The organism is Massilia psychrophila, from assembly GCF_002760665.1.
Lineage (GTDB): Bacteria > Pseudomonadota > Gammaproteobacteria > Burkholderiales > Burkholderiaceae_D > JAFCUW01.
In genome coordinates this window covers 20,086-43,814 of sequence record NZ_PDOB01000019.1, presented here as the reverse complement: position 1 = coordinate 43,814, position 23,729 = coordinate 20,086, and the positions used below count along the sequence as shown (strand labels likewise).

Below are 23,729 nucleotides of genomic sequence, written 5' to 3'. Positions count from 1 at the left end.
CTCAGCCCAGATTTTTGACGATGTGCGGACCGAGCACGTTGGCCAGCGCCAGCGGCATTTTTTTCCACAGCTTGATGAACAGCTGGTATTTCGGATTGAGCGGGTTGTTGTCGGGCAGTTCAGTCGACTCGTACAGCCGGTATTCGTACGGCAGCGGCTGGGCGGTAAACCCCCAGTTTTTTTTGAAATCGTAGGCGCCGGTGCCGAGTTTACTGCGGCCGAAGTCGAACAGGCGGGCGCCGCGCGCCGCTGCCGCCTGCATCAGGTTCCAGTACATGAAGTCGTTGCCGGCGACGTCGCGCGCCAGCGGCATGCCGCCGCCATAATATGGCACCACCTCGTCGCGCCAGTAAAAACTGAGCACGGCGGCGACCAGCGCGCCATTTTGGGTGATTACCCGCACTTCGCAGGCGTCGCCGAATTCTTCTTTGAGAAGAGCAAAATACTTTTTCGGGAACACGGGCGTGCCGAGCCGGTGCACGCTGCTGGCGTAGGCTGCGAACATGCGATCGACGTTGTCGTCGATTTCGCCGACCAGGCCCAGCTTGATGCCCTTGCGCACCATCGCGCGCTGCTTGCGCGGGATCGCGTTCAGGTTCTCTTCGTCTTCGCCCGAGACGATTTTGCGGAACGTAACGTACAAGTTCTTGGTCTGCCAGGCCGGGTTGCCGGGGTGAGCGGCGACCATGTTGCGGTATTCGAGGTGGCCGACCTTCAGTTCGCGTGCCAGCGCGTCGGCGGCGCCGTCAAGCAGGGCGCGCGCCGCATCGCTGATGGCGGCAACGCCGCCATAGACGCAGAAATGCATCGCCCCGAGCGAATGGCCGAACAGCCGGCTGTTCACTTCCGACAGCGGCAGCACGCCCTGGATCTGGCCGTTTTGCTCGGCATAATAAAACCAGGTTTTCTGGCCGAACGACTGCTCGATCACGCGCTGCCAGCCGGCGCGGTGGAAGAAGGTGGCATCGGGGCAGGCGTCGACGAAGGCGTCCCAGCGGGCGCGGTCGATCGGCTGCATCAGCTTAATGGTCAACAGCGTAGTCAGCGGGCTTGCCGCAACATCGATGCTGGCCGGTGCCGCCTGGCGCGCCAGCGCTTCTGCAATCATCGAACTCATTGCTTGCCTAAAAAAATACGGTCCATCCGGTCCCAGGCGAAGTCGCGCGTGAGCGCCTCGATGCGCTGCTGCGTGCGCGCGAGGTTGACGTAGTGGCGGAACCGGCTCTTGGCGTCGACGCCTTCCGGGCGCGGCTGGCCGGGATCGATTTCCCACGGATGGAAATAAAAAACGGCGCTCTGGCGGTCGCTGGCATTGACCCGTCGCATCATCCAGCGCGACACGGCGTACGGCAGCAGGCGGAAATAACCGCCGCCGCCGGCCGGGAAATTACGATCCATCAAGCGCACGGTGGTGACCGGCACTTCGAGCAGGCCGTCCGGGCCGTTCGGGTAGAACGCGAAGCGCGGCGCGTCGGGCATGCCGTAGTGGTCGTGCTTGATCGGGTAGATGCTCGAGCTGTAACGGTAGCCGGCCGCCAGCAGGGCGTCGAGCGCCCACAGGTTGGCGCTGCCGATCGAAAAACTGGGCGCGCGGTAGCCGAGCACGGCCTGGCCGCCGATGTCCTCCAGCAGTGCCTTGGCGCGCTCAATGTCGTCAGTGAAGGTGGCGAGATCCTGGTCGGAGGCGCGCTGGTGGGCGTAGCCGTGGCTGGCCAGTTCATGACCGCCGGCGACGATGCGGCGTACCATTGCCGGATAGCGTTCGGCGATCCAGCCGAGGGTGAAGAAGGTGGCGTGCACGCCGGCAGTAGCGAGCAGGGCGAGGATGCGCTCGATGTTCGCTTCGACCCGGCATTCGCGCTCGGGCCAGCTGGCGCGGTCGATATGGGGGGCGAACGCCGACACCTGGAAATAATCTTCGACGTCGATCGTCATCGCATTGCGGATCAGCTGGCCAAGCGCGGCGCGCGGGCGTTCGGCGGGGGCGTCCAGCTTCATTCGCGGGTCTCGCTTGTCGGCACCGGCGCAGTGGCGGACCCGGCTGGCGGCGTGGCGACGATTTTCTTCAGGATCGACAGCACCGAGACGATCGATTTTTCCAGCCGCATCATGCGCTCGTCTATCTGGCCGCTGCTGCCGGCCAGTTCCGCCGGCATCGGCTCGGCCGGTTCAGTCGGCGTGGCGCCTGGCGGCAGCTCGAACTCTTCGTCGATATCGCGGATCACGGTATTGACATCGACTTCGGTGAAGGCGTGCAGCTCTTCCAGGTAGCCCATCAGCAGCAGGCGGTCGCACAAGGTGTTGGTCTTGCGCGGGATGCCGCCGGTGTAGTCAAAAATGGCGCCGTACGCGCCAGGGGAAAACGACGGGTCGCCGTTCCAGCCGACGGTGGCCAGCCGGTGTTCGATGTAGGCCTGGGTTTCGGCCGCGTCCATCGGGCCGAGGTGGTAGCTGGCGATGACGCGCTGGCGCAACTGCTGCATGCCGACGCTGTGCAAGGTGGTGCGAAACTCCGGCTGGCCAAGCAAAAAAGTTTGCAGCAGCGGCCGGTCGTCGGTCTGGAAGTTCGACAGCATGCGCAGTTCCTCGAGCGTGCGCGCTGTCAGGTTCTGCGCCTCGTCGACGATCAGCAGGGCGCGCCGGCCTTCCTGGTCGCAAGCGCGCAGGAACCGCTCGAGCCGGGTCAAGAGGTCGGCCTTGCTGACGTTTTCATACTCCAGGCCGAACGCCGACAACACCATGCGCAAGGTGTCGTCCGAATCGAGGTGGGTATTGACGATGTGGGCGGCGATGATCTGCTCGGATGGCAGGTTGTTGAGCAGGTTGCGCACCAGCGTGGTCTTGCCGGCCCCGACTTCGCCGGTGATGACGATGAAGCCCTCGCCTTGCGACAGGCCATAGTCGAGGTAAGCCATGGCCCGCTTGTGGCCCTTGCTGCCGTAGAAAAAATGAGGATCGGGACGCAGCCGGAACGGCTTGGCGCTCAATCCGTAATAGGTTTCATACATCGTTACTCGACTCCGCTATAGCTGATAAGAAAGAGACGCAGTGAGGGCGTTCTCGCGATAGGTGCGCCCGCCAAGGGTCAGCGCGTTGCCTCGGGCGCGGCGCAGTTCGATCGCGCCCTTGAGCTTTTGCTGCAACTGGCGCGTCATGCCCAGGTTTAGCAGAAGCTGGTCGTCCCTCTGGCCGGTCGTCAGCGATTCGGTGCGTGTTTTACTTACCATCAGGGTGGCGCCGCTTCGCTGCGACATCTTATAGTTGAGCGACACTGCGGCGCTGGCCTGTTTGGTGTTGTCGTTCAGCTCGGACCGGCTGTTGCCCGGCAAGCCGATCGCGGCCTGCCGGATCGACAAGGCGTTGCGTTTGGTGGCGTTCAGCGAGAACAAGGTGACGGTGCGGGCGGTGTTGAAGGCGGCCGAGGCGCGGAACTGTTTTTGCAGAAAATAACGATTGCTGAACGCGTTGGTGTTTTGGATTTGCGTCGCAGGCAGGGCGTTGCTGCGGATGTAGGCGTCGACCGCTTGCTGGCGGGCCACCGGATCGCTGATGGTGGCGCTGAACAGGCCGTTGAGCAACGCCGCCGTGTCGACCGCAACCGGCTGCAGGAATTGGCCGCGGGTGGTGGTCACCGCGTCGTTGTAATTGATGCTCCAGACCGAATGGCGGCTGCGGTGGGTGGCCTCGAACGCGTAGCTGTCGCCAAAATAACGCTTGCCCGCGCTGGCCTGGACCTGGGTGCGCAACGACGGCGCCCACGCCAAGCCAATCGAATAACTGGGGCCGGCGGTGGCGCCCTCCAGCGCCTTATAGTCGTACTTGTCGTAGCCGCCGTTGGCGTTCAGGCGTAGCGATTCGGAAACACGCCAGCTGAGCCGGGCGGAAGCGGCGTCCGCGGTCGACTTGCCGCCGCGCGTGCTGTCGAGATTTTGGTGGCTTGCCTGCAGGCCCCAGCCGATGGTGCGGAAAGCGGCGCCGCTGGAAATCGACGTCGACACGGTGTTGCCGATGCTGTCGCCGAGCCCGGCGTTGCCCGACTTGACCGAATCGCGCGCGTAGCGCAGCTCGGCCGTCGCGGTCGAACCGAAGCGGTGCGCGAGATAGGGACTGAGGCGCCAGGTGCTCACTTCGGCGCGGTTGGTGCCGGCATAGCCGTTATTGGCGACCTGCGGGCCGAAGGCCGAAATGGCTTGCTGGGCGATCGCGGCGGTGGCGTCGAAAAACAGCAGGTCTTCGACCAGCCTGGCACGGGCGTTGGCAGCGAGCTGGCGTTGCGAGCTGTTGGTGCCGTCAAGCCGCTGGTTCGAATAGGCGTACAGGTGAGTGGTGAAGGCGGCAGTCAGTTTCAGGCGCGGACCGTGGTTGGCGATCGACAGCGATGGCGCCAGGTCGGTGATGAACTGGCCGCGGGCCAGCTGGTCCGCTTCGAGCTTGACGTTGTCGGAATAGGTTCCGCGCAGGTCGACCGAGGGCGTGATGCTCCAGTCGGCGCGGCATTGCGGCGACATCAACAGGGCCAGCACGGCGACCGGCGCGGCCAGCGGCAGCGCTGCCGGCCTGGATGTGCGCCAGCGCTTAGCCATAGTGGTAGTCATAGGTTTCTTCGATACCGGGGAATTCACGTGTCTTGTTGTAGATGAGGTTGACGTTGCTGCAGCCTTCGAGTTGGCGTAGCGATTCCTTCACTGCGTGCTGGGTGGTGGTTTCGGACTCGACCACCAGCACGATCTGGCCCATATGGGTGGCCAGCACGTGCGCTTCGGAAGTCAACAGCAGCGGCGGCGAATCGAAGATGACGATGCGGTCCGGATAGCGGTGGGCGATCTCGTACAAAAACGTGCTCATCGACTGGCTCGCCAGCAGCTCGGTGGCGCGCGGCGTGCTGGTGCCGGCCGGCAGGATGCTGAGCGTGTCGACGTTGGTGCGCAGCATGACGTCGGCCAGGTCGAGCTTGTCGTCGAGCAAGATGTCCATCAGGCCGGGCTGGGCTGGCAAGCCGAGCGTGCGCAGCACCGATGGGCGGGCGACGTCGGCGTCGATCAGCAGCACGGTGTGGTCCAGTTCCATCGCGATGCTCATTGCCAGGTTGATGGCGCAATAGGTCTTGCCTTCGCCCGGCAGCGAACTGGTGATCATGATCAGGTTGCCGGGCGGATCGCCGTCGATCGGCTCGGCAAAGGCGCGCTTGATCAGCGGCCGTTTGATGATGCGGAAATCTTCCACCAGCAAGGTGCGCCCGCCGGCGGCGGTGACCATGCCCATGTCGCGCATCCGGTTCAGGTCGAGTTCGACGCGTTTGGTGCTTCGCTTGCGCGGCCTGGCCGGCGCGGCAGGCGCAGCGGACGGGCGCGGCACTGCCGCCTGCACGCGCGCGGCCATTGCCGCTTCGATCAGCGGTTGGGCGGCCGGGATTGCCGGCGCATCGGGCCTAGCGGGCGTAACGGGCGTAACCCGGACCGGTTCCCTGTTGTTGTCGATGCGATTTGCGGCTTTTTCAATGATGCTCACGTTGGGCTCCTGGTGATCGCCACGTTACAGCGAAGGACGGATCAGAATTAAGGCCATCACGCTGCCGTAGGCGCTAAACAGCGCCAGTACGGATGCCGCCATGGCGTACAGGCGCCGCCTGCGCTTTACTTTATGCTCATTGGTCCAGTTCATGCCGATGCTGCCGAGGATCGGTACCCCGGTCACTTCGCGCAGCGACCCCTGGCTGAGGAAAGTCGGTCGTACCTGGCTCATCAAGAGCGCCATAGCCAGCCCGGCCACCAGCGCGCCGACGAACACCAGCGAGAACAGGCGCGGCCGGTTCGGCCCGGCCGGCGCCAGCGGCACTGTCGGCGGATCGATGACGCGGAAGGTCAGCATGTCGGTGGCCGAACTAAGGTCGCCCGACAGCTTGGCCGACTCGCGCCGCTCCACCAGTTTCTGATAGTTGTCGCGGTTGACCGCGTAATCGCGGTTCAGCTGCGCCAGTTGCGCTTCGACTTCCGGCGCCGCGTTGCTCTGGCTGCGCATGGCAGCGTTGCGCGCATTGTATTCATCGACGCGCGCGCGCAGCGACGCGACGCGCGCCTCGGCTACCGATAGCGCCACGTTCATCTGCTGCAACATCGGGCTGTAATTGGCGCCCGGGTCGGCGCTGCGCTTCTTTTTCTTCGCCTCTTCCTTCTTGCGTTCCTGGAGCTGGCCGAGCAGACGCTTGGCGGCAAGAATATCGGGATGCGCCTCGGTGTACTGCAGGCGCATCGTGTCGAGTTGTTTGTTGAGGGCGTCGATGCGGCCGTCGAGTTCGGGATTGGGGTCGGACTGCTCAACCGCTTCGGCACCTACCGCCGGCACCGGGTCGTCGCCGGCGATCTGGCGCTTGATGGCGTTGCGCGCCTGTTCAGCTTCGAGCAGTTCCAGTTTGGCCTGGCTGAGCGCATCGGAGACGTCGGCCATCTTGCCGCTGTAATCGCCCTGGCGCGGCAGCAGGCCCATGTTGCGGATCTTGAAATCCTTCATGGCGCTTTCGGCGCTGGCCAGCTTCTCTTCGTACGACTTGATCTGGTCGTCGATGAACTGGACAGCTTTTTCAGAATCCTGCTTCTTGCCGCCGAAACTGCCTTCGACGAAAATTGTCAGCAGCGACTGCACCACTTCCTTGCCAAGCTTCGGATTGGGGTTGTTGTATGTGATGGTGTAGATGTCGTCACGCTCGGTGCCGAGGATCTTGATTTGCGCCATCAGCTCATTAACCAGTTTTTCATGGTCGTTGGCCGAACTGGTCTTGACGTCAAGGTCGGCCATGCGCATGACGCGCTCGACGTTGGGACGGCTGATCAGCGTGCGGCGCATGAAGATCACTTGCTGGTCCAGGTTCGGCAGCGTGGTCATGCCGGCCATCAGCGGCTTCAAAATGCTCTGGGTGTCGACGTATACCCGGGCCGAAGCCTGGTAATCGTTGGGCAGCTTGTAGACGACCGCCCAGCCGATGAGCGCAACGACCCAGGAAATCACCACCGCGTACCAGCGGTATTTTCCTATTGCTTTAAGAAAAGTCAAAATTACGGCTGTCAGTTCTGCCATCTCGTCAATCTCGCCATAATGGTACGACCAGGGTTGGGGGCGCCGATGCGCAAAGGAAATTTAGCATATCATCGCTTGTACTTGGAGCAATTGCAATTGCGTAATGGAAAATGCGGGTACGTCATGCAAGAAAATCCACTTAAAGCAACAGGTGGCGTTGTAAAAAGCGCATATTATTACTCAAAGTCAAGGAATTACGCTGTTTGGAGGTATCGGCTGAGCTTGCCGTCGATGGCGCTGATTGCATTTTTGGCTCGGATAAATAGCAATTAGCATTGCAATAAAAGTAATATATCCAGCCGAAATCGTGGTAATCCATTGTTTTTTACATTCTTATTTTTTATCACGCGAGATCATGCACATCTTCCAATCGCGCGCCGCGCGCGCGCTGGCCCTATCGGCCGCATGCCTGTTTTCGATCCCGCTTCAGGCCGGCGAACTGGTTCGCATCGTCGCGGCCGTCAAGCAATCTGTCGTCGGTGTCGGCACTACCTTGGCCACGCGCAGTCCTGCAACCGTCTTTAACGGCACCGGATTTGTCGTCGGCGACGGCCTGAGCGTCATTACCAATGCGCATGTGGTGCCGCAACAGTTGGACACGGAAAAGCGCGAAACCCTGGGCGTGGTGATCGCACGCGGCGCCGATATCGAATTTCGTCCCGCGGTGCTCATCGCGCTCGACCAGACCCACGACCTGGCACACTTGCGCATCAGCGGCGCACCTTTGCCGGCCATGAAACTGGGCAACTCGGGTAGTGCCGCCGAGGGCCAGGAACTGGCGTTTACCGGGTTTCCCCTTGGCATGGTCCTTGGTTTGCATCCCGCCACGCACCGCGCCTTGCTGGCGGCGATTACACCGATCGTCATGCCATCGATTAATTCGCGCAAGCTCGACGTGCGCGCCATCGCCCAACTGCAGCGCACGCCTTTTGCGATTTTCCAGCTCGACGGCACGGCCTACCCTGGCAACAGCGGCAGCCCGGTCTACGATCCCGCGACCGGCGCGGTACTGGCGGTGATCAACCAGACGCTCGTCAGGGGCCTGAAGGAAAATGCCATCACCAATCCAAGCGGCATCGCCTATGCCATCCCGGTGCGCTACGTAAGCGAGTTATTGCAACAAAAATCGCCGTGAGAAAATATTTCTGATGCGCCTGGGCATAATTCCGGACCACGATGGTATAAAATACCAACGGCAAAAAATACTTAAATAACAATTCTTCTGTGCCGTAGGTGGTGCTTGCGTGCACACAAATCGAATGGCCGGGCGCTTTTGCAGCCGCCACCATATTCAAGGGAACGCGACGTGAACATACTGCAAGTGAAATCGATCAAATGGCTGGCTTTGGCCGCCGTGGCGCTGTCGGCGCTGACGCTCGGCGGTTGCGCCAGCACCCGCACCACACCTGTCGAGCTGCCGAAAGTGGCGACTCCTGACTACCTGATCGGCCCCGGCGATAACGTCAACATCATTGTGTGGCGCAATCCCGAGGTATCGATGTCGGTACCGGTGCGTCCGGATGGAAAAATCACCACGCCGCTGGTGGAAGACTTGCCGGCCAGCGGCAAGACCTCGACCCAATTGGCGCGCGATATTGAAAAAGCCTTGGCCAAGTTTATCCAGCAACCAGTGGTCACGGTGATCGTTACCGGCTTTGTCGGCACTTATGATGAGCAGATCCGGGTCATCGGCCAAGCCGCCAAGCCGCAAGCGCTGTCGTATCGCAGTGACATGTCGCTGATGGACGTGCTGATTGCCGTCGGCGGTGTCACCGAGTTCGCCTCTGGTAACAGGGCGAGCATCTTGCGCAAGGTCGATGGCAAGATGCAGAAAATGCCGGTGCGGCTTGATGACCTGATCAAGCAAGGCGACATTTCGGCTAACGTCAACATGCGGCCGGGCGATGTGCTGGTGATCCCTGAAAGCTTCTTCTAAAAATTTGTCGATTTTTCTTACAGGCTGCTGCCAGCCTGTCGGCACTGAATCCACGAAATTGAACCTTGGCATTGCAAGTGGTTGATTTTTATATAATTTTCTAAAAATATAAGAAGGTGGAGCGAATATTACACAACCGTTCCCGCACCCCTCTGTCCGGCCGATCCGATTGAATTGACGCGTCGCCGTGATCATGCATACAACATTTAGGACTAGACCGTGAATATTCCAGATCAACTTGACGGCAAGGGGGAACTTGCCCCGACACCAGCGCCGGACGCATCGATGAGCGGGGCCGGCGCCGCGCGCCGGCGCTTCGCGCGCGCTGGCGTCGGCGTATCCGGCGTCATTTTGACCCTGGCCAGCCAACCGGGCATGGCGTCTCCCATGATGTGCAAATCGGCGTCCGGGTCGATGTCGACCGGCTTGGACAGCAGGCCATCGAACGTCACCCTGAGGTGCGAGGGCTTGGCGCCCGGCTTCTGGAAAAAAAGCGAACGCACCTGGCCGCCCCCGGCAGCCCGTGAACAGCTGTTTTCGTCGGTATTTCCGCGTGGCGGGACCGGCTTGTACCAGAGCGGCACGATGCTCCAGATGCTGACGAATGATGATCCTGGCATGGATCCGTACAGTTTGGGGATGCATCTGGTGGCAACGTATTTAAATGTGCTTTCCGGGAAAATTTCTTTCCTCACTGTCGATGGGCTGAAGAAAATGTGGCACGATTTCGTCACCTATGGACACTACATTCCGCGCGCTGGAACTTCGTGGAACGCCGAGGCGCTGAGGACGTATCTGGAAAACACGCACGACTAGTACAAGAGTTCATGATCCGATGTGGAAAGTAACAACCGGGCAGACCCTGGGGCATTACGGCTGGGATGAAGAGTTTGTGGTGTACAACAGCCTTTCCGGCGATACGCATTTGCTGGAGTCGTTTGCAATGGAAATATTATTCTTGTTGCAGCAGCGGGGGCCGCTGTCGGCGGCGGCTGTGCTCGATGCGCTCGGTCCGCTTGGCGACACCGGCAACGACCAGCCGGACATCGCCGAATTGTCCGTCGTTCTCGACCAATTGCAGTCGCTTGTGCTGATCGACCGCGTTTGATGCCGGCGGTTTCCACCCTGGCCCGGCCGCAACTCGATGCCTTGTTGCGCGGCAGCGGGCTCTACCTTCGCACAGGCCCGTTCACCACTTGCATCAAGTCGACGATTCCCCATATCATCGACGGCATCGCCCGCATGTATGCCGCCCATCGGTTCGAACCGCAAGCCGATTACGCCGATTTCTATGTCACCCTGAGCGCAAGTGCCGGCTGGCGCAGGTGGTTTCGGCGCCAGGTCAATTTCCATTTCGACGGCGATCACCCTTTCCTGCCGCTGCCGTTGGACCAGGCGTTTCCGATGCTCGAGTGGGTCTTGAACTGGTGCATTACCGGCCGTGCCCATAGCTACCTGATTCTGCATGCCGCGGTGGTGGAAAAGCACGGGCGCGCGGTCATCATGCCGGCGCCGCCCGGTTCCGGGAAAAGCACGCTGTGCGCGGCCCTGGTCAATTCGGGCTGGCGCTTGCTGTCCGACGAACTCACCCTGGTGGGACTCGATGACGGCTTGCTCACTCCCGTGCCGCGCCCGATCAGCCTGAAAAACGCGTCGATCGGGGTAATCCGCGCCTTCGTCGCCGATGCCGTCATGAGCCGCGCGGTTGCCGGCACCGTCAAGGGCACCATTGCGCACCTGTTGCCGCCGGCGGCAAGCATCGCGCGCGCCGGCGAGCGGGCGCTGCCGGGTTGGGTGATTTTCCCCCGCTACCAGGCCGGCTCGGCGCTGGTCATGGCGCCGCTGCCCAAGGCGCGCGCCTTCATGCAGGTGGCCGAAAATTCCTTCAATTACAGCGTGGTGGGCGCGGCCGGCTTCGCGGCCCTCGGCGGCCTCATCGAGCGCAGCGATTGTTATCAATTTACTTATAGCTCGCTGGCCGAAGCAATCGAGCGTTTCGACGCGCTGGCGCGGGGCGCACCGTGACGCCGCGCCCTCACTTGCTGCAGGTATGGCAGGACCCTGGTCGCCTTGTCGCCCTTACGCTGCGCGAGTGGGACTTGATGCTGCGCCAGGCCGACAGTGCCGACCTGGCCGCCAGCCTGCTGTACCTGGTCCAGCAGCACGATTTGCTGGAGCAGATTCCGGCACCGGCGCGGGCCAAACTGGAATGGGTGCGGCCGCATGCGCAGCGCCACCGCCAGGCAGTCGCCTTCGAGGTCGGCAAGATCGGCGCGGCGCTGCGCGGCGTGGGCGTGCCGCTGATCCTGCTCAAGGGCGCTGCCTATACGCAGGCTGGCCTGGCCTGTTCGCATGGGCGCCTGTTTTCCGACATCGACATCCTGGTGCCGAAGGCCGGGCTTGACGCGACGGAAGCGGCGTTGATGATGAATGGCTGGGTGTCCGGGCATCACGACGCCTACGACCAGCGCTATTATCGCCAGTGGATGCACGAGTTGCCGCCGATGCATCACGTGAAACGCCAGAGCGTCATCGACGTGCACCATGCGATCCTGCCGCAGACGGCCGCCGTCTGGCCGGATCCGGATAAATTGCGCGCCGCCGCGGTTGCGGTTGACGGCCAGCCGGACCTGTGGGTGCTGGCGCCGGCCGACATGGTGCTGCATAGCGCGGTGCATTTGTTTTACGAGGGGGAATTCAATCATGGCCTGCGCGACCTGCTCGACATCCACCGGTTGCTGCAGCAATTTGGCGCCGACCCCGCATTCTGGAAGACGCTGCCGCGCCGCGCGGCCGAGCTGCAATTGTCGCGCCCCTTGTTTTACGCGCTGCGTTACGCGGCGCACCTGCTGGGTACGCCGGTGCCGGGCGCAGTGCTTGACGCCATCTCGGCGGGACGGCCGAACGCCCTGCTGCTGGCGCTGATGGATCAGCTGTTTGGCCGCGCCCTGCTGCCGCCGCACCCCAGTTGCACCGACTGGGCGAGTGCGGCAACGCGGTTTGCCTTGTATATCCGGGGCAACTGGCTGCGCATGCCGCCGCTGATGCTGGCGCGCCACTTGTTTCAGAAAGCGTTTATCAGACCCAAGCCGGAAAGCAAAGCGGCAACCCACTAGCAAACCGGCGTGGCGTTGCCAGAGGTGTTCTTCAGCCGCGACGGCAAAGCGGCTGCGACTTTTGTCATAGTTAATATTAAAATATCTCTCCTGAAATTATACTATATCTAAAAAACAACTGCACTTAGCGTGTTTTTGTCGAGATTTCTTACACTCGAGTTCTGAAAATGGCGGCGGTTTTCGGCAAGTGTTTGATGTTAATAACAATTATTTATCTGGCACGGTTACTGCTTATAAGAGATCACTATCGCTATCGCATCACAAGCGACGGAAAATATAGTCGTAATACTCAGGAGAAATACATGGCAAACTTCAAGAAAAATGTCCTTGCTACCGTCGCAGCGCTGGCATTGGCATTCGGCGTATCGTCAGCGGCTCAGGCAGCTTCTTCGCCAACCAACTTCACCGTCAACCCGGGATCGATTGGCGCTGGTCAAATTTCCGTCGTCGGCGGATTTCATATTGATGAAACGCCATTCGTTGCACAGGCGCTCACCGGCAACTCATCCGAACTGTTGCATGCCAATGCGGCCAATAACGGTCACTATGCTGATGGTTATATCAAGTATGGCTTCTTCAACGCCGGCCCAAATAATATCACCTTGTACGATGTTGCTTCTAAAAGGACTATTGACCTCTATGTGAAGTTCCACCTCGAAGATACGACCATCAGCACAATTGGCAGCACGCAGAAGAACGTCGTGACGGCGCTGTCGTTCGATTTTTGGGCCGACATCGGCGGTGACACCATCTTCACGCAAGCCGGCACCAACGCAGGTGGAGGTGGTATCGAAGCCGCCGTTACCAATACCGGCAATGACGTGTTGCTGGGCTCGGGCGCGCTGACGGTGGGTCTGGCTGAATTGAATTTCCTGGGTGGTGCCACGCTGAACGCCAACACCACGTTCACGCTGACCAATGCTGGCAAAAACTTCTTCATCGCGCCAATTCCATTCTTTACCATGTCGTTAAGTGGCTTCAACAACCAGAGCGGCGGTGCGGTGTTTAACAACGATGGCACTGTTGCAATCAATGCTGGCGGCCAAACCTCGTTTAACAACGCTGTCCCTGAGCCAACTTCGCTCGCCCTGATGGGCCTCGGTCTGCTGGGCGTTGGCGCAACGGTTCGTCGTCGCAAGGCTTGATTCGCTGCGTTATACATTCCTGCCCGGAAAGCCCGTCACTGCGACGGGTTTTTTTTCGTGCGCCCAGCATGGGCGCACTCTTGTGGGTGAAAGTCCCGCCGCAAGCTGACCACAGCGAGCGAAGTGAAGCGCAACTGCGAGCCGATGTACAAGAATCGGATGGAAGGCGCTGCCGAGCAAGGCGAGCGGGCGAAAAACCGCGAAGCTTTTGTGGTCGAGGCGAAGTGGCGTAAATCCGGCGGTTGTGCAGTGAAGGAGTGCGTTCTTACCCGGGGAGATCTCGCCTCATGGCTGAAAAGGCCACCGAACCGCAGGAGTCTGGCGCAAGCTCGACGAATGGATGCTGCACCGGATGCGGGCGATTCAACTTAAGCAATGGCGTCGAGGCACGACGATGTACCGGGAACGGCTGAAACTTGGGGCGCCACTCAACGTGGCGCGGATGGTGGCGGCGAATAGCCGCCGCTGGTGGCACAACAGCGCTTTGGCATTGAACAGTGTGCTGACAATCGCTTACTTTGACCGTCTTGGCATGCCTCGTCTCACATGACCTCAACTACTCGAACCGCCCGGTGCGGACCCGCATGCCGGGTGGTATGGCAGGGGAGCAGCTACAATAGCTGCCCCCTATGCCGATGTTCTTCGGATGTTGACAGACGCCGCATTTCGAATCCTCAACGTGTTAGGCTAGCAACGTCGCTATTCCTGAATCGATTCCCATGCCTCCGACTTTTATCGCCGAGCTGGCTGCCGTAGGTGCGCTAGCCCCATCGGCCGACAATGCACAGCCGTGGCACCTGACCTGGAACGGCAAGACGCTGGCGATCAGCTATGCCAAGCGGCACGCCGCGACCAATGTGTTTTCGGCCCGCAGCCATGCAACGCTGATGGGCATTGGCGCCGTGGCCGAGAACCTCGACATGGCGCTCGGCGCAAACGGCCTGCAAGGCAGCTGGGATTGGTCAACTGACCAGCGCCAGCCTTATGGCGCGGTGGCGCTGAACGGCCTTCCTGCCACCTTCACCACACCGGAAGGGCCGCAAAGCCGGCACACTAACCGGCTCGCGTTTGGACGCCAGAAATTGCCGGTGGAAATGGTCGCGCGGGTCGGCGCTTGCCGCGAAGGAGGAAACCGTATCGCTATACTGCAGGATCCGACCGCGCGCGCCGCGCTGGTACGGCTGGTGCGGATCAGTTCGGAAGCGCGGTTTTGCAATCATGACCTGCACAAATGGCTGTTCGGCAGCCTGCGCTACACACCAGCGGAGGTCGCGCGCGGGGATGGCCTGGACATGGACAGCCTGGGCTTGCCGCTGGGCGGCAGGTCGATGCTCGGTTTCATTTCCGACTGGGGCAGAATGCGCACGCTGAACCGGTTCGGCGCTTACAAGCTGCTGGCACGCTCGGAGGTGGGGCTGATCGCGGCAGCGCCGGCATTATTGTGCGTCATCGGGCCGGCCGATAGCGCCGGCACGATCGGCGCCGGGCGCCTGCTGACGCGCGCGTGGACCGAGCTTAATCTTGGAGGGGTTGCGGTGCAACCCTATTATGTTGTGACCGACCAGCTCAACCGCTTGCATGAGGGCACGCTGGCAGTGGGATTCGATGCGCAGGTCAAAGCCGTGGAGCGGCAGTTGCAAACATTGCTGGGACTGGCGCAGTGGGAGAAGCTGCACATGATCCTGCGCGTCGGTTATCCAAAGGCGGCGCCGGTACGCTCGCGGCGGCTGGCGCTGGTGTCGGTATTTACCGACACCAGCGGGGCCTGAAGGCTACTTCGCAGCCTTGGCAAACTGGCGCGTGCCGATCGCAATAGCGAAACGCTGGATCGGGTTGCCGTTGCCACCTGGCCGCCAGGTGTGACTGATTTTGTTGCGATAGGCGTCGAATTGCATGCCGTGCGGTGCGCAACGCACGGGGCCGCGATTGAGCAGGATCTTCAATGCTTCGGTTGCGGCGATGCCGGCGCACAGCTGGATCCCCATGACGGTCGATGGCCCGCGCCGTTCGGCAAAATTGACTGCTGATGGTTCGATCAGGTAACCCCGGTGCAGCCCGGCCGGGGCGAGACCGACGACGAAGCGGATCGCCTTGTCGAGTTCGGGCAAGTCGCCCCAGCGAAAATATTCCTCGAACGTCATCTTGCCTGGCATAAAATTCAGCAATGCCGCGCCCATGCCGAGCGGCGCCACTGTGGTTGCCGGCACCCCAAGCGAGGCGCACAGCGCGAAGGTTTGCTGTCGAATGTCAAAAGCAAAGAAGTCCAGACCGTCGATGTACAAATCGACGCCGTCGAGAAATTCGGGCAGGTTGTCTTTGTTTATGCCGGCGGGGAAAATCTGGATGTCGAGTTCGGGGTTGATATCGCGCGCCATGGCCGCCATCACGTCTACTTTCGGCTGGGCCAAAGTGCTCATCGTAGCGCCGGCCTGGCGGTTGAAGTTGGCGATATCGAAGGTGTCGAAGTCGGCAATGCGGAAGGCGCCGATACCGAGCCTTGCCAAGGTCAGCAGATACTGGCCGCCGACGCCGCCGCCGCCGGCAATCGCCACCCGTTTGGTGCGCAAAATCGCCTGCTCTTCCTGCGTCACCCAGCCGATATTGCGCGAAAACGCCCGTTGATAGGAAAATGGTGCAACGCGCGCGACGCTGTTACGCCGTACGACAGAAAAAGAAGTTGTCATTTTAAAATATTAGCAGGAAGATGAGATGTTAGCCGGCGCCTCACGGTGGGCGGATTGATGTTCGTCGACCAGCAACAGGCAGTTGATGATGCCACGCTCTTCGCGGGGCGAGAAAAAATACGGATAGAACGAACGTCCGATCACGCCGTTGCTGAAGGTGCCGCCGAGCGCATGGATTTGCTCAGTCACGTACTCGAGGTTGACACGCAATAGATAGGCCGGGGCATTCACGCGGGGATTAATGCGCATTTCGCCTTCGCGCTTGAATCCAAGCATATGCTCGTAGAAACGGCGGTGGCGCGGGTTCACTTCGATCAAGATGTCGGTGCAGTGATGGATATCGCGCGCATAAATCACGGCCAAATGAAAAAGGTTAGCGAGCGAAAATTTCGACTGTACTTCGGTATCAAAGGCAAGTTTGGTAAATTCACACAACCGTGCGCCGCACTGCCGGTGGGCATCTATTTCCTGTTTAAAAATCTGGTCAGCCATCAGTCCGATAGGCGAGTCGAGGCCGATTGTCAGCGTACCCACTGTCTTTCCATGGTCGGCAGCGACGAGTGTAATACGGTTTGGATCGTTGCTTAATTGATGGGCGCCAGCATAGCCGCGCCAAGCGTACATCTTGTTGATTAACACGCTGGCCGAGTTCCGGCCTTTTGCGGTGTCGGTCATTCGGATGCCGTATTGATCTTGATTAACAATAACGTCCTCGTATTCATCATATTGAATAGAAAACATATTATTGTGTTGTGCTTGAGTAGTCTGTTCCCCCAGGTCAGCAGTAGTAACACTTACATCTTTTACAGCTGGCACCAGCAGTTCAGTCTCGATAGTCACGGCAAACCTCCCCAAATTTTTTGCTTACAAGCTTAGCCAAGGCACATGGCTAAAGACGCCATCATGCTGAAAACTTTCTCAAAGAAGTTTCAGCAAGGTCTTAGCTTCGTCGATCTGGGGAAAAGGCTTATTGTTTGAAAGCAACGTATTGAGCTCCTGCCGTGCAAGTTTCTTGTCGCCTGACTTGTCGAGCGCCACCGCGAGGTGGAAGCGTAGCTCGGTCGAGGCAGGCTGTAGCGCAACGGCTTTCTGCAATAACGGCAAACCGCGCGTGACATTGCCCTGCTGTACCAAGATCCAGCCCACGGTATCCAACACTGCCGCGCTGTTGGGTGCCAGTTTCAAGGCGCGCTCGGCGGTGTCGAGCGCGCGTGGGTCTTTTTGTTCCTGATAAGCCACGGCCAGGTTGTTGAGCACAGCCAGGTTGTCCGGAGTAACCTTCAGCACTGCTTCGAACTGGTCGATGGCTGGCTTGTACTGCTTGTTGGCCAGGTAGGACTCACCCATGAACATCGCCAGCAACGGATCGGCCGGATGGCTCTGCTGCCACTGGGCGACCCTGGCATCGGCCGCGCTGGCCTTGCCCGACGCGTTCAATGCTACAACCACCTTAAGCAGATTCGATGTCGTCTTGGCGATGGCGAATGCCTGCTCGAACGGCCGGATTGCCAGCTCCGGCTTCTTTTGAACGATAAAAATATTGCCTTCGAGCGTGTAGCCAACCGCCGAGCCGCCATTCGACTTCTGTATTTCACGCGCCAGTGCCAGCGCTTCATCGTTGCGACCGTTGGCCATGGCGAGGTCGATCTGCAGTAACTTGGCCGGGACGAATTGCGGATCCATGGCCAGCGCTTTTTTCACTTCGGCGGTGGCTGCTGGTTCATTTTTAAGCCGCAGGTGTACTGACGCCAGCCGGAGCTGGGCGGCGGGCGACTTCGGCGCTACGCTGACCAGTTTGCTATATGTCTCCAGCGCGCCAGCGGTATCGTTGTTAGCGATCTGGGCCTGGCCAAGCAGGTCGAGCAGGTCGGCATTGGCCGGATTCGCCGTTTGCATCTTGCGTACCACGGTCAGTGCCTTCTGTTGCTGGTTGGTCTGCAAGTAATGCATCGCCAGTTGCGCCGCCGGTGCGATCGCCTCCGGATTTTCGGCGTTCGCTTTTTCCAGCCACGTGGTTGCTTCGGCCGGTTGTTTCTGCGCCAGCGCCAATCCGGCCAGCGCCGTCATCGCAGTCGCGTTCTTTTTATTTTTTTCCAGGAATGCGAGCAGACGTTGTTTGGCCGCATCCGGCTTCTTGTCTTCGATGTCGAGTTGTGCCAGATTTGCGACAGCCGGGTAGTAGCCGCTCTGCAGTGTGCTGGCCCTCTCGAACGAAGCGCGCGCCGCAGCGCGGTCGCCCTTGCTCAGGTAAGCGCCACCTTGAAGGGTGTGCATCATTGGATTGCCCGGCTGCGCCGCGACCAGCTTGTTGGCGGCCATCAGCGCTTTGTCGTAGCGTTTAAGACTCAGCTCGGTGCGCACCAGGGCAACACCGGCCTGCGCCGATTTCGGGTCGATCTCGGTTGCACGCTCGAGTTCGTTGACGGCCAATTCCTGCTGGCCCTGGCCGAGTTTGGACAAGCCGAGCGATGTGTGCAAGGCGGCCGTATTTGGCGCCAGCGCCGAGGCTTTTTCGAAATACTGCGTCGCCTTTTTAAAGTCACGCGTCTGCATCGACGACTCGCCGGCCAGCGCCAGCACTTGCGCATCCTGCGTTCCGTCCTTCAACAGCGGGAAAAGCGTAGCGACTGCATCCGCAGGCTGCGAGCTCCTCAGCAGGGCCTGGGCTAATAGCTTACGTGCGTAAGCGTTGTCGGGATTTTTTTCGAGATACTTCCGCAAGTGCTGTTCAGCCTGCTGCAAGGTGCCAAGGTTTATCTCCACGGCGCCCGACAGTAAGAGCGCCGGCATGTAGTCGGGCGCGCCGCTGAGTACTTTGAGCAGCGATTCGTGGGCTGCGGCGTGCTTGCCTTGCGTGAAGTCGAGTACGGCCTGCGAGTACAGCACAGGCAACGAGTTCGGCGCCAGCTTCCTGGCTGCGTCCAGGTCGGCTTCGGCCAAATCGAATTTTCCGGCGGCGATCTCCATGCTGGTACGCTCGATGCGCGCGTTGATATGATCGGGCTTGAGTTTGATTGCCTCGCTAAATGCCGCCAGAGCTTGGTCCGTCTTGCCCAGTTCGCGCATCAGTGCGCCTTCGAAGAACCACGCCGTGGCGTCTTTTGGATTGGCGCTGGTTGCCTGCTCCATGAAGCGTGAGGCGGCCTCGGTGTCCTTGCTCGCCATCGCCACCCGTGCCATCCCTACCAGGGCTGAAGTTAAACCTGGCTTGGCGGTGAGCGCTTTCTCAAACGATTCCTTGGCTTTTTCCGACTGGTTCAAGCTCAGGTAGGCATCGCCGCGGGTGGCGAGCAGTTCGGCACCCGCGTTTGCGGCGACCGCCTCGGTTTCGTCGATTGCTTTTTGCGCCTTGCCCTGGAGAATTAAGGCTTTAGCCAATTCAGGCGCGGCGCGCGCCTTATCGGCGCCCAGGCTGATGGCTTTGCGGATCTCCTTTTCGGCCGACACCGGGTCGGCTATCTGGTTGTACAAAACGGCAAGCTGCTGCCTGACTTCGGCGTCTTCCGGACTCTTGGTAGCAGCGTTTTTCAACTGGATCAGGGCGGCCTTGTTGTCGCCTTTTTGCTGGTATTGTTTGGCCTCGGCCATCAGCGACGCACTCGACTCGGTCTTGCCGCAGCCGGATAGGCCAGCAGCGAGCATCAGGGTAGTCAGGATGACGGAGGCGCTCAAAGCCTGGTTGATTACACGACGTGGCATAAAAATTCCTTTTGTTTGGGACACCGCGGGCGTGCAGGCGTCGGCCACGGTCTGACAATACATTTCATGGAAGTCAATAATACCTGAAGGAATGAGTTATTCCCCGGCTATTCATCCGTTGTTGCGGAAACGCTCACGGAATGGCGCTTAATCGGGTTTGCGTAGGCGTTGCAGCAGCGCCTCGACACCGTCGCCGACCGGCAGGCCGTGGCGGCGCAGCAGCTGCAGGTGCAGGACCAGGTTTTCCAATACCAGCTTGGCCGATACCGCGAGCAGGGTCAGCAGCCGATCCTCGGTGCTGAAGTTTTCCATCGCGGCGGCCATGTCGCACAGGTGGGCGGCGACCAGTTGGCGCAATTCGTCTTCGGCGAACGGCAGGTCGGCAAAATCGATCGGGTCGTCGATTTCGACTTCATGCATCAACGCGGCAAGTTGCTCGGGCTTGATCGGCATGTTCAGCTCCGCTGGTGGGCATGCTTCCTATTGTAGGACCAGGCCAGCGAGCGCGTATGTTGATGGCGATACGGCATCGAAATCAGCGTGTAATCGTTGCCATTTAAAAAATTGAAGTGGAGAAAGGAGCAGGGCTGAAAACAGGCACTCCGGCCGCCAGCCCTGCCTGACAAACTTTGCCTACATGCTGCGCCGGTACTGGCCGCCGACTTCGAACAGCGCGTTGGTGATCTGGCCCAGCGAGCAGACGCGCACCGCGTCCATCAGCTTGTCGAACACGTTGGCGTTGTCGATCGCCGCCTGCTGCAGGTCGGCGATCGCATGCGCTGCCTCGGCCGCGTGCAGATCATGGAACTGCTCGAGGCGCGTCAGCTGCGACTGCTTTTCGTCGTCGGTCGAACGCGCCAACTCGATTTTTTGCGGAACGTCGGATGCCTTTGGATTGCGGAAGGTGTTGACGCCGATGATCGGCAGGGTGCCGTCGTGCTTCTGGTGCTCGTACAGCATCGACTCTTCCTGGATCTTGCCGCGCTGGTAGCCGGTTTCCATCGCCCCCAGCACGCCGCCGCGTTCGGCGATGCGCTCGAACTCCTGCAGCACCGCTTCCTCGACCAGGTCGGTCATCTCGTCGATGATGAATGAACCCTGGTTCGGATTCTCGTTCTTGGCCAGGCCCCATTCGCGGTTGATGATCAATTGAATCGCCAGCGCGCGCCGTACCGATTCGTCCGTCGGCGTGGTGATCGCCTCGTCGTAGGCGTTGGTGTGCAGCGAGTTACAGTTGTCGTAAATGGCGATCAAGGCCTGCAAGGTGGTGCGGATGTCGTTGAAGTCGATTTCCTGAGCGTGCAGCGAGCGCCCCGAGGTCTGGATGTGGTACTTGAGCTTCTGGCTGCGGTCGTTGGCGCCGTACCTGTCGCGCATCGCGATCGCCCACAGGCGGCGGGCGACGCGCCCGAGCACCGTGTACTCGGGGTCCATGCCGTTACTGAAGAAGAACGACAGGTTCGGCGCGAAATCGTCGATGTGCATGCCGCGCGCGAGGTAGGCTTCGACGAACGTAAAACCGTTCGACAGCGTGAAGGCGAGCTGCGAGATCGGGTTGGCGCCGGCTTCGGCGATGTGGTAGCCCGAGATCGACACCGAATAGAAATTGCGCACCTGGTGGTGGACGAAATACTCCTGGATGTCGCCCATCACCTTGAGCGAAAACTCGGTCGAGAAGATGCAGGTGTTCTGGCCCTGGTCTTCCTTCAGGATGTCGGCCTGCACCGTGCCGCGCACGTTGGCCAGCACCCAGGCGCGGATCTTGGCCGCTTCGTCGTCGGTCGGCTGGCGGCCGTTGTCCAACACGAACTTGTCGACCTGCTGGTCGATCGCGGTGTTCATGAACATCGCCAGGATCGTCGGTGCCGGGCCGTTGATGGTCATCGACACCGACGTCGACGGGCTGCACAAATTAAAGCCGTCGTACAGCACCTTCATGTCGTCCAGGGTGGCGATCGACACGCCGGAGTTGCCGACCTTGCCGTAGATGTCGGGCCGCAAGGCAGGATCGGCGCCGTACAGGGTGACCGAATCGAAGGCGGTCGACAGGCGCTTGGCGTCCATGCCGGTCGACACCAGCTTGAAGCGGCGGTTGGTGCGGAAGGCGTCGCCTTCGCCAGCGAACATGCGGGTCGGGTCCTCGTTCTCGCGTTTGAAAGCGAACACGCCAGCGGTGAAAGGGAACGAGCCCGGCACGTTTTCGCGCATCAAAAATTTGAGTACTTCACCATGGTCTTCATACTTTGGCAGCGCGACCTTGCGGATTACGGTGCCCGACAGGGTGTGCTGGACCAGCCGGGTGCGGATTTCCTTGTCGCGGATCTTGACAACGTAATCGTCGCCGGCGTACGCCGCTTGCATGTCGGGCCACATCGCCAGCAGTTTGCGGGCAGCCGCGTCCATCGCCGTATCGCGTTCCATAATCAGGTCATCGAAGTCGGCGGCGCGCCCGCTTGCGGCCAGCATGCGCTTGGCTTCCAACAGCTGCTGGCGTTCGCGCGCCAGCACGACTTGTTTGCGGGTGTTCTTGTGGTAGCCGCGCACGCTGTCGGCGATTTCGGCCAGGTAGCGCGCTCGGCTTGGGGGGACGATGACGTGCTTGCCGCTCGACTGCTTGTGCGCCACCCGCGCCAGCTTGCCCGGTTTTAGCGCCAGGCCGTGCTCGGCCAGTTTCGGCAGCAGGCCCTGGTATAACGCGGTGACGCCGTCGTCGTTGAAGCGCGACGCCTGGGTGCCGAACACCGGCATCTCGTCGGGACGCGCGCTCCATAGTTCGCGGTTGCGCTGGTATTGCTTGGCGACGTCGCGCAGTGCGTCCTGCGCGCCTTTGCGGTCGAATTTGTTGATGGCGATGAAGTCGGCGAAATCGAGCATGTCGATTTTTTCGAGCTGGGAGGCGGCGCCGAATTCGGGCGTCATCACGTACATCGACAAGTCGACGTGCGGCACGATGGCGGCGTCGCCCTGGCCAATGCCGGACGTCTCGACGATCACCAGGTCGAAGCCGGCGACCTTGCAGGCGGCAATGACGTCGGGCAGCGCGTGCGAAATCTCGGAGCCCGCTTCGCGTGTGGCAAGCGAGCGCATGAACACGCGCTGCTGGCCGTTCCAGTCATTGATCGCGTTCATGCGGATCCGGTCGCCCAGCAGCGCGCCGCCGGACTTGCGGCGCGACGGGTCGATCGAGATGATGGCGATGTTGAGCGCGTCTCCCTGGTCGAGGCGGATGCGGCGCACCAGTTCGTCCGTCAACGACGACTTGCCGGCGCCACCGGTGCCGGTGATGCCCAGCGTCGGCACGGCGCGTGCGGCCGCGGCCTCGTTCAGTTGCTGGCGCAATGCAGGCGCGGCCTTGCCGTTTTCGAGTGCGGTAATAAGTTGGGCGAGCGGGCGGTGGCGGGCGTCCATGTCGCCGGTTTGCAAAGCATCGAGCGAGGTCGGCGACCAATCGGAAAGGTCGATGTCGCAGGCCCGGATCATCGACTCGATCATGCCGACCAAGCCCATGCGCTGGCCGTCCTGCGGGCTGAAGATTTTGGTGACGCCGTAGGCATGCAGCTCGTCGATCTCTTCGGCGACGATGACGCCGCCGCCGCCGCCAAATACCTTGATGTGGGCGCCGCCGCGTTCGCGCAGCAGGTCGATCATGTATTTAAAATATTCGACGTGGCCGCCCTGGTAGCTGGAGATGGCGATGCCTTGCACGTCTTCGGCCAGCGCCGCCGTCACCACCTCGTCGACCGAGCGGTTGTGGCCCAGGTGGACCACTTCGACGCCGTTCGACTGCAGGATGCGGCGCATGATGTTGATCGAGGCGTCGTGGCCGTCGAACAGCGAGGCGGCGGTGACGAAACGCACCTTGTTGGCCAGTTTCGGCGCTTCAGGCGGGGTCAGTTTGGCGGCGGCGGTAATGTCGTTCATGTTGATCCTTGGTGATCTTGTACGGTATATGACGTTTACGTTAACGTCAAGCACGACCATTGCCCTCAAGACCGTCATCCTCGCGCATGCGGGGATCCACAGTGAGCTGGCCGAAATGGTAGCAGCTTGCTCAGCATGGATCCCCGCTTGCGCGAGG

General features: G+C 60.7%; 20 protein-coding genes and 1 pseudogene. 10 read left to right on the top strand and 11 right to left on the bottom strand.

Annotation, left to right across the window (positions count from 1 at the left end; genetic code table 11):
• Position 1 precedes the first annotated feature (1 nt).
• From CR103_RS12995 to CR103_RS12970, 6 genes are read right to left on the bottom strand one after another with little or no spacing between them, the layout of a single operon-like run.
• Entirely contained in the window at positions 2–1,117 is a 1,116-nt protein-coding gene (locus CR103_RS12995; protein ID WP_099916410.1) for a FemAB family XrtA/PEP-CTERM system-associated protein, read from the bottom strand.
• Positions 1,114–1,998: an XrtA system polysaccharide deacetylase gene (locus CR103_RS12990; RefSeq protein ID WP_099916409.1), complete on the bottom strand. Its 885-nt coding sequence runs from the start codon at positions 1,996–1,998 to the stop codon at positions 1,114–1,116. The genes CR103_RS12995 and CR103_RS12990 overlap by 4 nt, the downstream gene beginning before the upstream one ends.
• Positions 1,995–3,008 carry an XrtA/PEP-CTERM system-associated ATPase gene (locus CR103_RS12985; RefSeq protein ID WP_099916408.1) on the bottom strand — a complete coding sequence of 338 codons (1,014 nt, stop codon included), beginning with the start codon at positions 3,006–3,008 and terminating at the stop codon, positions 1,995–1,997. The genes CR103_RS12990 and CR103_RS12985 overlap by 4 nt, the downstream gene beginning before the upstream one ends.
• A gap of 15 nt (positions 3,009–3,023) precedes the next feature.
• On the bottom strand, positions 3,024–4,595 hold the full coding sequence (locus CR103_RS12980) for a TIGR03016 family PEP-CTERM system-associated outer membrane protein (protein WP_099916407.1): 1,572 nt from the start codon (positions 4,593–4,595) through the stop codon (positions 3,024–3,026).
• Positions 4,576–5,508, bottom strand: a complete 933-nt coding sequence (locus tag CR103_RS12975) for an XrtA-associated tyrosine autokinase (protein WP_099916406.1) — start codon at positions 5,506–5,508, stop codon at positions 4,576–4,578. The genes CR103_RS12980 and CR103_RS12975 overlap by 20 nt, the downstream gene beginning before the upstream one ends.
• Positions 5,509–5,532: 24 nt before the next feature.
• Positions 5,533–7,071, bottom strand: a complete 1,539-nt coding sequence (locus CR103_RS12970; RefSeq protein ID WP_099916405.1) for an XrtA system polysaccharide chain length determinant — start codon at positions 7,069–7,071, stop codon at positions 5,533–5,535.
• 355 nt (positions 7,072–7,426) lie between these two features.
• On the opposite strand from CR103_RS12970, the gene CR103_RS12965 reads away from it, so the two are divergent.
• From CR103_RS12965 to CR103_RS12920, 10 genes and pseudogenes are all read left to right on the top strand, one after another.
• Positions 7,427–8,206, top strand: coding sequence for a S1 family peptidase (locus CR103_RS12965; protein WP_099916404.1), 780 nt, complete (start codon positions 7,427–7,429; stop codon positions 8,204–8,206).
• Positions 8,207–8,386: 180 nt separating this feature from the next.
• Positions 8,387–9,007, top strand: coding sequence for an XrtA/PEP-CTERM system exopolysaccharide export protein (locus tag CR103_RS12960; RefSeq protein WP_218968484.1), 621 nt, complete (start codon positions 8,387–8,389; stop codon positions 9,005–9,007).
• A 219-nt stretch (positions 9,008–9,226) separates the two neighbouring features.
• Positions 9,227–9,823: a hypothetical protein gene (locus CR103_RS12955; RefSeq protein ID WP_143752595.1), complete on the top strand. Its 597-nt coding sequence runs from the start codon at positions 9,227–9,229 to the stop codon at positions 9,821–9,823.
• A gap of 19 nt (positions 9,824–9,842) precedes the next feature.
• Positions 9,843–10,115, top strand: a complete 273-nt coding sequence (locus CR103_RS12950; protein WP_099916401.1) for an HPr-rel-A system PqqD family peptide chaperone — start codon at positions 9,843–9,845, stop codon at positions 10,113–10,115.
• Positions 10,115–11,032, top strand: coding sequence for an HprK-related kinase A (locus tag CR103_RS12945; RefSeq protein WP_099916400.1), 918 nt, complete (start codon positions 10,115–10,117; stop codon positions 11,030–11,032). Before CR103_RS12950 ends, CR103_RS12945 begins: the two co-directional genes overlap by 1 nt.
• Positions 11,029–12,123: a nucleotidyltransferase domain-containing protein gene (locus tag CR103_RS12940; protein ID WP_218968482.1), complete on the top strand. Its 1,095-nt coding sequence runs from the start codon at positions 11,029–11,031 to the stop codon at positions 12,121–12,123. The genes CR103_RS12945 and CR103_RS12940 overlap by 4 nt, the downstream gene beginning before the upstream one ends.
• A 167-nt stretch (positions 12,124–12,290) precedes the next feature.
• Positions 12,291–13,268, top strand: a complete 978-nt coding sequence (pepA, locus tag CR103_RS12935; RefSeq protein ID WP_099916398.1) for a flocculation-associated PEP-CTERM protein PepA — start codon at positions 12,291–12,293, stop codon at positions 13,266–13,268.
• A gap of 144 nt (positions 13,269–13,412) precedes the next feature.
• Positions 13,413–13,640 carry a hypothetical protein gene (locus CR103_RS12930; protein WP_229443045.1) on the top strand — a complete coding sequence of 76 codons (228 nt, stop codon included), beginning with the start codon at positions 13,413–13,415 and terminating at the stop codon, positions 13,638–13,640.
• Positions 13,573–13,818, top strand: a pseudogene (locus CR103_RS23420) (reverse transcriptase domain-containing protein); the annotation flags it as partial. The gene CR103_RS12930 and the pseudogene CR103_RS23420, both read left to right, overlap by 68 nt.
• 169 nt (positions 13,819–13,987) lie before the next feature.
• Positions 13,988–15,037, top strand: a complete 1,050-nt coding sequence (locus tag CR103_RS12920; protein ID WP_099916397.1) for a nitroreductase family protein — start codon at positions 13,988–13,990, stop codon at positions 15,035–15,037.
• Between the two features lie 3 nt (positions 15,038–15,040).
• Here CR103_RS12920 and CR103_RS12915 read toward each other — a convergent pair whose 3' ends face one another.
• The 5 genes from CR103_RS12915 to icmF form a co-directional block, all read right to left on the bottom strand.
• The gene (locus CR103_RS12915; RefSeq protein ID WP_099916396.1) at positions 15,041–15,952 is read right to left on the bottom strand and encodes a ThiF family adenylyltransferase; all 912 of its coding nucleotides are present in this window, start codon (positions 15,950–15,952) and stop codon (positions 15,041–15,043) included.
• A 9-nt stretch (positions 15,953–15,961) separates the two neighbouring features.
• The gene (locus CR103_RS12910; RefSeq protein WP_229443044.1) at positions 15,962–16,792 is read right to left on the bottom strand and encodes an N-acyl amino acid synthase FeeM domain-containing protein; all 831 of its coding nucleotides are present in this window, start codon (positions 16,790–16,792) and stop codon (positions 15,962–15,964) included.
• Positions 16,793–16,870: 78 nt separating this feature from the next.
• Positions 16,871–19,651 carry an XrtA/PEP-CTERM system TPR-repeat protein PrsT gene (gene prsT, locus CR103_RS12905; protein ID WP_099916394.1) on the bottom strand — a complete coding sequence of 927 codons (2,781 nt, stop codon included), beginning with the start codon at positions 19,649–19,651 and terminating at the stop codon, positions 16,871–16,873.
• Between the two features lie 147 nt (positions 19,652–19,798).
• Positions 19,799–20,104 carry a hypothetical protein gene (locus CR103_RS12900; RefSeq protein ID WP_099916393.1) on the bottom strand — a complete coding sequence of 102 codons (306 nt, stop codon included), beginning with the start codon at positions 20,102–20,104 and terminating at the stop codon, positions 19,799–19,801.
• A gap of 180 nt (positions 20,105–20,284) precedes the next feature.
• Positions 20,285–23,572, bottom strand: a complete 3,288-nt coding sequence (gene icmF, locus CR103_RS12895; protein ID WP_099916392.1) for a fused isobutyryl-CoA mutase/GTPase IcmF — start codon at positions 23,570–23,572, stop codon at positions 20,285–20,287.
• Between the last annotated feature and the right edge of the window lie 157 nt (positions 23,573–23,729).

Bases quoted from the DNA above. Each gene is read 5' to 3' on its own strand.
- CR103_RS12965 (WP_099916404.1), top strand. From the start codon at position 7,427: ATGCACATCTTCCAATCGCGCGCCGCGCGCGCGCTGGCCCTATCGGCC.
- CR103_RS12970 (WP_099916405.1), bottom strand. From the start codon at position 7,071: ATGGCAGAACTGACAGCCGTAATTTTGACTTTTCTTAAAGCAATAGGA.
- CR103_RS12985 (WP_099916408.1), bottom strand. From the start codon at position 3,008: ATGTATGAAACCTATTACGGATTGAGCGCCAAGCCGTTCCGGCTGCGT.
- CR103_RS12900 (WP_099916393.1), bottom strand. From the start codon at position 20,104: ATGCCGATCAAGCCCGAGCAACTTGCCGCGTTGATGCATGAAGTCGAA.
- CR103_RS12945 (WP_099916400.1), top strand. From the start codon at position 10,115: ATGCCGGCGGTTTCCACCCTGGCCCGGCCGCAACTCGATGCCTTGTTG.
- prsT (WP_099916394.1), bottom strand. From the start codon at position 19,651: ATGCCACGTCGTGTAATCAACCAGGCTTTGAGCGCCTCCGTCATCCTG.
- CR103_RS12915 (WP_099916396.1), bottom strand. From the start codon at position 15,952: ATGACAACTTCTTTTTCTGTCGTACGGCGTAACAGCGTCGCGCGCGTT.
- CR103_RS12990 (WP_099916409.1), bottom strand. From the start codon at position 1,998: ATGAAGCTGGACGCCCCCGCCGAACGCCCGCGCGCCGCGCTTGGCCAG.
- CR103_RS12930 (WP_229443045.1), top strand. From the start codon at position 13,413: ATGTACAAGAATCGGATGGAAGGCGCTGCCGAGCAAGGCGAGCGGGCG.
- CR103_RS12950 (WP_099916401.1), top strand. From the start codon at position 9,843: ATGTGGAAAGTAACAACCGGGCAGACCCTGGGGCATTACGGCTGGGAT.
- CR103_RS12920 (WP_099916397.1), top strand. From the start codon at position 13,988: ATGCCTCCGACTTTTATCGCCGAGCTGGCTGCCGTAGGTGCGCTAGCC.
- CR103_RS12980 (WP_099916407.1), bottom strand. From the start codon at position 4,595: ATGACTACCACTATGGCTAAGCGCTGGCGCACATCCAGGCCGGCAGCG.
- CR103_RS12995 (WP_099916410.1), bottom strand. From the start codon at position 1,117: ATGAGTTCGATGATTGCAGAAGCGCTGGCGCGCCAGGCGGCACCGGCC.
- icmF (WP_099916392.1), bottom strand. From the start codon at position 23,572: ATGAACGACATTACCGCCGCCGCCAAACTGACCCCGCCTGAAGCGCCG.
- pepA (WP_099916398.1), top strand. From the start codon at position 12,291: ATGGCGGCGGTTTTCGGCAAGTGTTTGATGTTAATAACAATTATTTAT.